An 11,265-nucleotide genomic window follows, 5' to 3' on the forward strand; every position below is an offset into this window, starting at 1 on the left:
CCAGACCGAGACCGACGGACGCCTGCCGACCGAGCGGGAGCTTTGCGCGCGGTTCGGCATCAGCCGCCGCGCGGTGCGCCAGGCGCTCGACGCGCTCGAGGCCGAGGGGATCGTCTGGCGGCGGCAGGGCAAGGGCACCTTCGCGGGCCAGCCGCCCGACCCGAACGGCCACCTCGCCGCGATCATCGCCCCCGACACCGACCCCATGAGCGTGATGGAGGCGCGCCTCGCGCTCGAGCCCGAGCTTGCCGCGCTTGCCGCGCGCCGGGCGACCGCCGAGGACGTGGCCCGTCTCCGCGCGCTCGCGGACCGCGCGGCGCATTCCACCGATGCCGACGGCGCCGAACTCTGGGACGGGTCGCTCCACCGGCTGATCGCGCGCATCGCGGGCAACCCGCTCCTGCGCACGGCCTTCACGCTGGTCAACGACGTGCGCAGCCAGCAACGCTGGCAGCAGGAGCGCCACCTCGCGCGCTCGCCGGACCTCGTCGCCACCTACGACCGGCAGCACAAACGCATCATCGACGCGATAGACGCGCGCAACGAGGCCGACGCGCGCGAGGCCATGCGCGAGCACCTGCTGGCACTGACCCAGAACCTCGCGCGGGTCAGAACGAAGGACGGCGCGGAATGACGCGGAACGCGGGCAACCTCCTCGAAGTCAGGGGCCTTTCCGTCGCGCTGAAGGGCGCGGCCCGGAACATCGTGGACGAGGTGAGCTTCTCCCTCGCGCCGGGCGAGACGCTGTGTCTTGTCGGCGAATCCGGCTGCGGCAAGAGCGTGACCTCGCTCGCGCTGATGGGCCTCCTCCAGACCCCGCCGCTGAGCGTGGCGGGCGGCACGGCGCGCTTCGCGGGTGAAGATCTCCTGTCGATGGACGCCGCGCGGCTGCGCGCCATCCGGGGCGGGCGGATGGCGATGATCTTCCAGGAGCCGATGACATCGCTCAACCCCGCGCTGCGGATCGGCGAGCAGATCGCGGAGTCGGTCCGGCGACACAAGCGCGTCGGCGCCGCCGCCGCGCGCGAGCGCGCGCTCGAGATGCTGCGCCGCGTGCGCATCCCGGCACCCGAGAAACGGCTCGACGAGTTTCCGCACCAGCTCTCGGGCGGGATGCGCCAGCGCGCGATGATCGCCATGGCGCTGGCGAACGACCCCGAGCTTCTCATCGCGGACGAGCCCACGACCGCGCTCGACGTGACGATCCAGGCGCAGATCCTCGACCTCATGCGCGGCCTCCAGCGCGAGACGGGCGCGGCGCTGGTGCTCATCACCCACGACCTCGGCGTGGTGGCCGAGATGGCCGACCGGGTCGCGGTCATGTATGGCGGGCGGATCGTCGAGATGGGGACCGCGGAGCAGGTCTTCACCGACCCCCAGCACCCCTACACGATCGGGCTGATGAGCTCGATGCCCTCGCTCGGCGACCGGCGCGAGCGGCTGGTGACGGTGCCCGGAACCGTGCCGCAGCCCGCCGCGATGCCGGCCGGCTGCCGCTTCGCCTCGCGCTGCCCGTTCCGCACCGCCGCCTGCGAGAAGGCGCCGCCGCCCCTGCGCGAGCTTGCGCCGCGCCATGCCGCCGCCTGCATCCACGCGCCGCTCGAGGCGCTGGACACTGCCGCCTTCAGGGAGACCGGGACATGACGGCGATCCTTTCGGCCCGGAACCTGCGCAAGGAATTCGTCACCGCCCGCCCGCTCTTCGGGCAGCCGACGAAGGTGCGGGCGGTCGACGGCGTCTCGCTCGACATCGGCAAGGGCGAGACCTTCGCCATCGTCGGCGAAAGCGGCTGCGGCAAGTCCACGCTCGCCCGCCTTCTCCTGCGGCTGATCGAGCCCACCTCGGGCGAGGTCTGGTACGCGGGCGAGGATCTCGCGCATGTCGCGCCCGAGCGGATGCGGACGCTGCGCCGCGATCTTCAGTTCATCTTCCAGGACCCGTTCTCCTCGCTCAACCCGCAGATGAGCGTCGGCGCCCTGATCGAGGAGCCGATGCGCGCCCACGGCATCGGCACGCCGGAGGAGCGCAGGGCGCGGGTCGCCGACCTCCTGACCCGCGTGGGCCTCCGTCCCGAGCACGCCGACCGCTACCCGCACGAGTTCTCGGGCGGGCAGCGCCAGCGCATCGGCATCGCCCGCGCGCTGGCCTCGGGCCCGTCCGTCCTCATCGGGGACGAGCCGGTGAGCGCGCTCGACGTCTCGATCCAGGCGCAGATCGTGAACCTGCTCGAGGATCTGAAGGCCGAGTTCGGCCTGACGCTGGTGATCATCGCCCACGACCTCGCCGTGATCCGGCACATGGCCGACCGGGTGGCGGTGATGTATCTCGGCGAGGTGGTCGAGACCGCGTCGGCGGGCGACCTCTATGCGCGGCCGCTGCATCCCTACACCGAGACGCTGCTCGCCGCGATCCCGGTCGCCGATTACGGCGCGCGGCCCGCCCGCACGCTCGTCGAGGGCGATCCGCCGAACCCGATCGACCCGCCGAAGGGCTGCCGCTTCCATCCGCGCTGCCCCTACGCGACCGACATCTGCCGCACCGAGCGCCCCGCGCTCGAAAAGCACACCGAGCGCCCCGCGCTCGAAACCCGCACCGAGCGCCCCGCGCCTTCGCCCGCCGCCGAGGGACGCAGCGTCGCCTGCCACCGCGCGGACGAGCTGCGGCTGACCGGCCTCACCGATCTCGCGCCCAACCGCACGGAGAATGCGGCCCGACGCTTCGACCTCTACGCCCGCGCGCGTGCCGCCGCGGAGCGGGAGACTTCCTGACCACGCGAACGAAGACCCAACAGACGGAGGACTACCCATGAGAAAGACCAGAACCGTCGCGCTCGCCCTGGCCTTCGGGCTATCGGCGACCGCGCTTGCGGCGCAGGATCTGCGCATCGGCCTGCAGGACGACGCCGACGTGCTCGACCCCGACCAGGCGCGCACCTTCGTGGGCCGGATCGTCTTCGAATCGCTCTGCGACAAGCTCGTGGACATCACCCCCGAGCTCGACTTCGAGCCGCAACTCGCCACCGGCTGGGAATGGTCCGACGACGGCCTCCAGCTGACCATGACGCTGCGCGAGGGCGTCGTCTTCCACGACGGCACGCCCTTCAACGCCGAGGCCGCGGCCGCCAACATCGACCGCAGCCAGAACCTCGAGGAGAGCCGCCGCAAGTCCGAGCTGAGCTCGATCACCGGCGTCGAGGTGGTGGACGAGTTCACCATCCGCTTCACCCTCGACGCGCCGGACGCCACGCTGCTGGCGCAGCTCTCCGACCGGGCCGGCATGATGATCTCGCCGACCGCCGCCGAGGCCGCGGGCACCGACTTCGGCCTCGCGCCGGTCTGTTCGGGCCCCTACAGCTTCGTCGAGCGCATCCAGCAGGACCGCATCGTGCTCGAGCGCTTCCCCGATCACTGGAACGCCGACGCCTACGCCTTCGACACCGTGACCTTCCTGCCGATCCCGGACACGACCGTGCGGCTTGCGAACCTGCGGGCGGGCGATCTCGACATGCTCGAGCGGCTGGCGGCGACCGACGCGGCCTCGGTCCGCGCGGACGACGCTCTGACGATGGAGCAGGCGACCTCGCTCGGCTACCAGGCGATGACGATCAACGTGGGCAACGGCGAGAACGCGTCCAACCCGCTGGGCGAGAACGCGCTCGTGCGGCAGGCCCTGTCGCTCGCCATCGACCGGAACGTGATCAACCAGGTCGTCTTCGAGGGCGCCTTCGCCCCCGGCAACCAGCCCTGGCCGCCGACCTCGCCCTGGTACAACGACGCCTTCCCGCTGCCGGAGCGTGACGTCGAGGCGGCGCGCGCGCTTCTGGCCGAGGCGGGCTATGCCGACGGCGTCGAGATCAGCGTGCAGGTCGCCAACAACCCCGTGCAGATGCAGGTCATGCAGGTGGTCCAGGCCATGGCGGCCGAGGCCGGCATCACCATCTCGCTCGAGGCCAAGGAGTTCGCGACGCTCCTCTCCGACCAGACCGCGGGCGCCTACCAGGCGAGCCAGGTGGGCTGGTCGGGCCGGGTCGATCCCGACGGGAACATCCACCAGTTCCTGACCACCGGCGGCGGCATCAACGACTCGGGCTACTCGAACGAGGAGGTCGACCGCCTCCTGAACGAGGCGCGCGTCTCGAACGACGTGGACGCACGCCGCGCGGCCTACAACGCGGCGAGCGAGATCCTCATGGAGGATCTGCCCATCGTCTACCTCTACCACCCGGTCTGGATCTGGGCGATGGACAGCTCGATCGAGGGCTTCGTCCCCTACCCGGACGGCATGATCCGCCTCGCCGGCGTGACCATGGCCGAGTGAGGGCCTGACCCCGGCCGCGCGGGGCCATCCCCGCGCGACCACCCTTCTCCCCCGCAGCCTGACGGAGCGCCGCCGATGCTCACCTTCATAGGACGCCGCCTGCTGATCGCGATTCCGACGATCATCCTGATCTCGGTCTTCGTCTTCGCGCTGCAGAAGCTTCTGCCGGGCGATCCCGTGCTCGCCATGGCGGGCGAGGAGCGCGACCCGGAGGTGCTCGAGTTCCTGCGGGAGAAATACCGCCTGAACGATCCCATCCCGGTGCAGTACTTCACCTGGATCGGCAACGCGCTGCAGGGCGACCTCGGCATCTCGCTCCGCACGCAGCAGCCGGTGCTGGAACTGATCGCGCAGAAGCTGCCGGTGACGATCCAGCTCGCCACCATGGCGCTGGTCATCGCCATCGTGATCGGCGTGCCCGCCGGCGTGCTGTCCGCCTACAAGAAGGGCACCTGGATCGACTGGGTCGCGAACGTCGTCGCGCTGTCGGGCCTGTCGGTGCCGAACTTCTGGCTCGGCATCATGCTGATCCTGCTGATCTCGGTGCAGCTCGGCTGGCTGCCCGCCTCGGGCTACCAGCCGTTCTCGGAGGACCCGCTCCAGTCGATCAGGACGATGCTCATGCCGGCCTTCGTGCTCGGCACCGGCATCGCCGCGACGCTGATGCGGCACACCCGGTCCGCGATGCTGAGCGTGCTGAAGTCCGACTACATCCGCACGGCGCGTGCCAAGGGCCTGAGCGAGCGCGTGGTCCTCGTGAAGCACGCGCTCCGCAACGCGCTGGTGCCCATCGTGACGGTGACGACGCTCCTGTTCGGGGAGTTGCTCGCGGGCGCGGTCCTGACCGAGCAGATCTTCACCATCCCGGGCTTCGGAAAGCTCGTCGTCGATGCCGTCTTCAACCGCGACTACGCCGTGGTGCAGGGGATCGTGCTCTGCACCGGCGTCGCCTTCATCTTCATGAACCTGCTGGCCGACGTGGCCTACCGCGTCCTCAACCCGCGCATGAGGGACCAATGACCGCCCTGACCGATCCGCAGGCCGCCGCCCTCCCCCGCCGGCAGAGCCGCGTCTGGCGCAAGTTCCGCTCGAATCCCGCGGCGCTCCTCGGCGGGGCCATCGTGATCTTCTTCGTCGTCGTCGCGCTCCTCGCGCCGGTGCTTCCCATCATGGAGCCCACGGCGACCGACTGGCTGGCGGTGCGGCAGGCGCCATCGGCCGTGCATCCCTTCGGCACCGACGAGATCGGGCGCGACGTGCTCTCGCGGATGATCTGGGGGGCGCAGGCCTCGCTGCTCGCGGGCGTCGTCTCGGTCGCCATCGCGGTCGGGCTCGGCGTGCCGCTCGGCGTCGCGGCGGGCTATCTCGGCGGCTGGACCGATGCCGCGATCAGCCGCGTGACCGAGGCGCTCCTGGCCGCGCCCTTCCTCATCCTCGCCATCGCGCTCGCGGCCTTCCTCGGGCCGTCGCTGACCAATGCGATGATCGCCATCGGCCTTTCCGCCATGCCGATCTTCATCCGGCTGGCGCGGGGGCAGACCATGCAGGTGATGACCGAGGACTACGTCGAGAGCGCGCGCGCCGTGGGGCTCAAGCCCCTTGCGCTGGTGACGCGCTACATCCTGCCCAACATCTTCCCGCCGATCCTGGTGCAGGCGACGCTGACCATCGCGACGGCGATCATCGCCGAGGCCTCGCTCAGCTTCCTCGGGCTCGGCCAGCAGCCGCCCGCGCCCTCCTGGGGCTCGATGCTGAACGTGGCGAAGAACTTCCTCGAACAGGCGCCGTGGATGGCGCTCTACCCGGGTGCCGCGATCTTCCTCGTCGTGCTCGGCTTCAACCTTCTGGGCGACGGGCTGCGCGACGCGCTCGATCCCCGCGACCACTGACAAGACGGCAACAGGAACAGGTCCATGAGTTTCACCACACGCCCCGAGATCACCGGAACCTTCGGTGTCGCCACCTCCACGCACTGGATCGCCTCGGCGGTGGGAATGCGCATCCTCGAGCAGGGCGGCAACGCCTTCGACGCGGCGGCGGCCATGGGCTTCGTTCTGCATGTGGTCGAGCCGCACCTGAACGGGCCGCTCGGGGACATGCCGCTGCTGATGCGCAAGGCGGGCGACGCCGCGCCGACGGTGATCTGCGGCCAGGGGCCCGCCCCCGCCGGGGCCACCATCGCGCACTACAAGGCCGAGGGGCTGACGCTGGTGCCGGGCTCGGGCCTTCTGGCAAGCGTCGTGCCGGGGGCGTTCGGCGCGTGGATGCTGCTTCTGCGCGACCACGGCTCGCTGCCCCTGCGCGCCATCCTCGAGCCCGCGATCCACTACGCGCGCCATGGCCACCCCGTCCTGCCGCGCGTCGCGCACACCATCGCGGGGCTTGCCGAGTTCTTCGAGACCGAATGGCCGACATCCTTCGCCACCTGGCTTCCGGGCGGCAAGGCGCCCGCGCCCGGCAGCCTCTTCGCCAACCCGGACCTCGCCGACACCTGGGAGCGCGTGCTGGCCGAGGCCGAGGTCGCGCCCGACCGCGCCGGCCAGATGGAGGCCGCGCGCCTCGCCTTCTACGAGGGGTTCATCGCCGACGCGATCGACACCTACCTGCGCGACGCCTGCGTGATGGACGCCGCCGGCGGGCGGCGGAAGGGCGTGATGACCGGGCAGGACCTCGCGGACTGGCAAGCCACCTACGAGGATCCGCTGTCGGTCGACTACCACGGCTGGACGGTCTGGAAGTGCGGGGCCTGGACGCAGGGGCCGACGCTGCTGCAATCGCTGAGGACGCTCTCGGGGATCGACCTCGGCGCGATGGACCTGAACGGGGCGGAGTTCGTCCACACCGTCACCGAGGCGATGAAGCTCAGCTTCGCCGACCGCGAGGCCTATTACGGCGACCCGCTGCACGCGGACCTGCCGGTGTCCACGCTCCTCTCCGCCGAATACGCCGAGGCGCGGCGCAAGCTCATCGGTGCCACCGCCTCGCGCGCGCAGCGGCCGGGCCATATCGCGGGGCTCGAACGCTGGGCCGAGGCGGCGGTGGCGCGGGCGGGGCGCGACCTCGCGGCGGGGCCGGGGGTCGGCGCGGGCGAGCCCACGATGGCCCACCTGACCGAGCGGCGCGGCGACACGGTCCATATCGACGTGATCGACCGCTGGGGCAACTCGGTCTCGGCCACGCCCTCGGGCGGCTGGCTGCAATCCTCGCCCGTCGTGCCGGGCCTCGGGATGCCGCTCAACTCACGCGCCCAGATGTTCTGGCTCGAGGAGGGCTTTCCGACCTCGCTCGCGCCGGGGCGGCGGCCGCGCACGACGCTCTCGCCCTCGATGGCCGAGGGGCCGGACGGGCGGCAGCTCGCCTTCGGCACGCCCGGCGGCGACCAGCAGGACCAGTGGCAGCTGATCCTGTTCCTCCGCCTCGTCCACGGGCGGATGAACCTCCAGCAGGGGATCGACGCGCCGCTCTTCCACACGGCGCATTTCCAGTCGTCCTTCTACCCGCGCGCCACGAAGCCCGGCCACCTGATGGCGGAGCCCGCCTTCGGCGAGGACGTGCTCCGGGACCTGCGCGACCGGGGCCACGAGGTCGAGGTGGCCGAGCCCTGGACGGTCGGCCGCCTGACCGCCGCGCAACGGGACGCCGACGGCCTCCTGCGCGCCGCCGCGACGCCGCGGCTGATGCAGGCCTACGCCGCGGGACGCTGAGGGGGGCGGGACATGACCTATTCCATCGTCGCCCGCGATCCGGGAACCGGCCACTACGGCGTCGCGGTGGCGAGCCGCTTCTTCGCAGTGGGCGCGCTCGTCCCGCATATCCGGGGCGGGCGCTGCGCCGTCGCCACGCAGGCCTTCGTCAGCCCGATCTGGGGCATCGAGGCCGCCGACCGCATGAAGGACGGGGAAGCCGCGGCCGATGTCCTCGCCGACCTCGTCGCGCGGGACGGCGGACAGGCGATCCGCCAGATCCACGCGGTCGACGCGGAGGGGCGGGTCGCCGCGCACACGGGCGCGAACTGCGTCGACTGGTGCGGGCACGTCGCGGGCGCGGGCGTGTCGGTCGCGGGCAACATGCTGGCCGGGCCCGCCGTCGTCGCCGAGACGCTCGCCGCCTACGAGGCGCACATGGGCCTGCCGCTGGCCGAACGGCTCATGACGGCGATGGAGGCGGGCGCCGCGGCGGGCGGGGACAAGCGCGGCACGCAGTCCGCCGCCCTCGTCATCCACCGGACCGAGGATTACCCTTGGCTCTCCTACCGCGCCGACGACCATCCCGACCCGCTGGCCGAGCTGCGCCGCCTCCACGACGTAGCGCAGGAGCGCTTCGTCCACGTGGCCGACGCCATGCCGACGCGGGCGAACTTCTCGGGCACCACGGACCGCAGCGGCATCGACGCGGCCATCGCGCGCGCGGATGCCGAGCGGCGCGCCTCGGGCCGCCCGAGCCGGTCCTTCGCCACCGATCTCGGGGCCTGAGCGCCCGTCAGTGCGCGATCATGACGTGGCGGACGGCGGTGTAGTCCTCCAGCGCGTACATCGACATGTCCTTGCCGTAGCCCGACTGTTTCAGCCCGCCATGCGGCATCTCGTTGACCAGCATGAAGTGCGTGTTGACCCAGGTGCAGCCGTACTGGAGCGCGGCCGAGACCTCCATCGCGCGGCCCACGTCGCGCGTCCAGACAGAGCTCGCGAGGCCGTAGTTGCTGTCGTTGGCCCAGCCCACCACGTCGTCGTCGTCGGTGAAGCGCGTGACCGAGACCACGGGGCCGAAGACCTCGCGCTGCACGATCTCGTCGCTCTGGCGCGCGCCCGCGATGACCGTGGGACGGTAGTAGAAGCCGGTGCCGTCGCCGACCGCGCCGCCGGTCGTGATCTCGATGTGCTTCTGCTCGGCCGCGCGCGCGACGAAGCTGGCCACCCGGTCGCGCTGGCGCGGCGAGATCAGCGGCGGGATCTCGTTCACGCTGTCGTCGGGGTCGTCGAAGACGATGCTCGCGGCCGCCGCCGTCAGGTCGGCGACGAAATTCTCGTAGATCGAGGCATGGGCGTAGACGCGGCAGGCGGCGGTGCAGTCCTGCCCCGCGTTGTAGTAGCCGAAGGCCTTGAGCCCGCCCACCACGCGCTCGAGGTCGGCGTCGCCGTAGACGAGCACGGGCGCCTTGCCACCGAGTTCCAGATGCGTGCGCTTCACGCTCTTGGAGGCGGCCATCAGCACCTTCTTGCCCGTCGCGATGTCTCCCGTGAGCGACACCATGTCGACGCCCTCGTGATTGATGAGCGTGTTGCCGACCGACCCGCCCTGCCCGACGATCACGTTGACGACACCCTCGGGCAGGATGCCCGAGAGGATGCGCGCGAAGGCGAGCGCGGTCAGCGGCGTCTGCTCGGAGGGCTTCATCACCACCGTGTTGCCGCCCGCCAGCGCCGGGGCGAGCTTCCACGCCATCATCATGATCGGGTAGTTCCAGGGCGCGATGGAGGCGACGACGCCGATGGGATCGCGGCGGATCATGCTGGTATGGCCCGCCATGTAGCTGCCGGCGACCGGTCCGTGCATGTTGCGCGCCGCCCCCGCGAAGTAGCGGAAGCAGTCGGCGACGGCCGGGATCTCGTCGTTCTTCACGCCCTCGATGGGCTTGCCGCAGTTCAGCGCCTCGAGCGCGGCGAGGCTCTCGAGGTTCGCCTCGATCGCGTCCGCGATGGCGAGGAGCTTCGCGCTCCGCTCGGCGGGAGTGGTCCTCGACCAGGCCGGGAAGGCGGCGCGCGCGGCGGCCACGGCGCGGTCGATCTGGTCGGGGTTCGCCTCGGGCATGGCGAGGATCGTCTGGCCGGTGCGCGGGTTCAGCACCTTCTCCTCGGTCTCGGTCCCGGCCTCGAACGTCGCGCCGATGAGCATCTGGGTTTCCATCTCACTCTCCCTTCTCTTTTTTCGCGTTACCGCTTCGCTGCTTGAGCGCATGTGTTCCTCGCGCTACCGCTTCGCTGCTTGAGCGCATGTCATTTGCCCTGCCCCGCGACGGTCTCGGTGCCGCGGGTCAGGTAATAGGCGATGAGGATCGGCACGGCCGTCACCACGACCACGACCATGGCGACCACGTTCGTCACCGGCCGCTGGCGCGGGCGCACCAGTTCCTCGAGCATCCAGATCGGCAGCGTCTGCTGCTGCCCGGCGGTGAAGGTCGTCACGATCACCTCGTCGAAGCTGAGCGCGAAGGCGAGCATTCCCCCGGCCAGCAGGGCCGTCGCGATGTTCGGCAGGATCACCAGCCGGAAGGTCTGGAAGTAGTTCGCGCCGAGGTCCATCGACGCCTCGATCAGGCTGCCGCTGGTCCGGCGGAAACGGGCGACGGCGTTGTTGTAGACGACCACCACGCAGAAGGTCGCGTGCCCCGCCACGATGGTCCAGTAGCTGAACGGGATCTCCGCGAGGCTGTAGGCCGAGCGCAGCGCGATCCCGGTGATGACCCCCGGCAGCGCGATGGGCAGGATCACGAGAAGCGAGATCGTCTCGCGCCCGAAGAAGCGCGAGCGTGCGACCGCGGCGGCGCAGAGCGTGCCGAGCACCAGCGCGATGGCGGTCGAGATCGCCGCGACGCGCAGCGACAGCGACAGCGCCTCCCACACGTCGGGGCGGTTCCACGCCACGCCGAACCATTGCAGCGTCAGGCCCGGCGGCGGCCACTGGTAGCTCGTGTCCTCGGTCGTGAAGGCGTAGACGAAGATGAGGAGGATCGGCAGGTGCAGGAACAGGAGCCCCGCGACGGCGGCGATCTTCAGGCCGAGGCTGGCGCGGTCAGAGCGCATTGAAGGCCCCCATGCGCCGCGCGACGGTCAGGTAGATGCCCATGATCACGATCGGCACGACCGCGAAGGCGGCGGCGAGCGGGATGTTCCCCGCCGTGCCCTGGAACTGGTAGACCGCCTGCCCGATCATCCGCGCCGAGGTGCCGAT

The 11,265-nt window shown here is 71.0% G+C and carries 10 protein-coding genes; 8 read left to right on the forward strand and 2 right to left on the reverse strand.

Annotated elements, in window-relative coordinates:
* The 8 genes from ACTS11_RS17165 to ACTS11_RS17200 all read left to right on the forward strand — a co-directional run.
* Positions 1-634 (forward strand): FadR/GntR family transcriptional regulator (locus ACTS11_RS17165; protein WP_442641514.1); only part of this gene is annotated, 634 nt, incomplete at its 5' end.
* Positions 631-1,644 (forward strand): ABC transporter ATP-binding protein, encoded by a 1,014-nt coding sequence (locus ACTS11_RS17170; RefSeq protein WP_442641515.1) that lies wholly within the window; start codon positions 631-633, stop codon positions 1,642-1,644. The genes ACTS11_RS17165 and ACTS11_RS17170, both read left to right, overlap by 4 nt.
* Positions 1,641-2,768 carry an ABC transporter ATP-binding protein gene (locus tag ACTS11_RS17175; protein ID WP_442641516.1) on the forward strand — a complete coding sequence of 376 codons (1,128 nt, stop codon included), beginning with the start codon at positions 1,641-1,643 and terminating at the stop codon, positions 2,766-2,768. The genes ACTS11_RS17170 and ACTS11_RS17175 overlap by 4 nt, the downstream gene beginning before the upstream one ends.
* A 37-nt stretch (positions 2,769-2,805) precedes the next feature.
* Positions 2,806-4,317, forward strand: coding sequence for an ABC transporter substrate-binding protein (locus ACTS11_RS17180; RefSeq protein ID WP_442641517.1), 1,512 nt, complete (start codon positions 2,806-2,808; stop codon positions 4,315-4,317).
* A 75-nt stretch (positions 4,318-4,392) separates the two neighbouring features.
* Positions 4,393-5,337, forward strand: coding sequence for an ABC transporter permease (locus ACTS11_RS17185; RefSeq protein WP_442641518.1), 945 nt, complete (start codon positions 4,393-4,395; stop codon positions 5,335-5,337).
* Positions 5,334-6,206, forward strand: coding sequence for an ABC transporter permease (locus tag ACTS11_RS17190; protein WP_442641519.1), 873 nt, complete (start codon positions 5,334-5,336; stop codon positions 6,204-6,206). Before ACTS11_RS17185 ends, ACTS11_RS17190 begins: the two co-directional genes overlap by 4 nt.
* A 24-nt stretch (positions 6,207-6,230) precedes the next feature.
* Positions 6,231-8,021: a gamma-glutamyltransferase family protein gene (locus tag ACTS11_RS17195; RefSeq protein WP_442641520.1), complete on the forward strand. Its 1,791-nt coding sequence runs from the start codon at positions 6,231-6,233 to the stop codon at positions 8,019-8,021.
* A gap of 12 nt (positions 8,022-8,033) precedes the next feature.
* The gene (locus ACTS11_RS17200) at positions 8,034-8,789 is read left to right on the forward strand and encodes a DUF1028 domain-containing protein (protein WP_442641521.1); all 756 of its coding nucleotides are present in this window, start codon (positions 8,034-8,036) and stop codon (positions 8,787-8,789) included.
* Positions 8,790-8,796: 7 nt separating this feature from the next.
* On the opposite strand, the gene ACTS11_RS17205 is transcribed toward ACTS11_RS17200, so the two are convergent.
* Positions 8,797-10,221, reverse strand: a complete 1,425-nt coding sequence (locus ACTS11_RS17205) for a gamma-aminobutyraldehyde dehydrogenase (protein WP_442641522.1) — start codon at positions 10,219-10,221, stop codon at positions 8,797-8,799.
* 89 nt (positions 10,222-10,310) lie between these two features.
* Positions 10,311-11,117, reverse strand: a complete 807-nt coding sequence (locus ACTS11_RS17210) for an ABC transporter permease (RefSeq protein ID WP_442641523.1) — start codon at positions 11,115-11,117, stop codon at positions 10,311-10,313.
* Between the last annotated feature and the right edge of the window lie 148 nt (positions 11,118-11,265).

The sequence above is a fragment of the Roseicyclus sp. genome (genome assembly GCF_052168335.1).
GTDB lineage: Bacteria > Pseudomonadota > Alphaproteobacteria > Rhodobacterales > Rhodobacteraceae > Roseibacterium.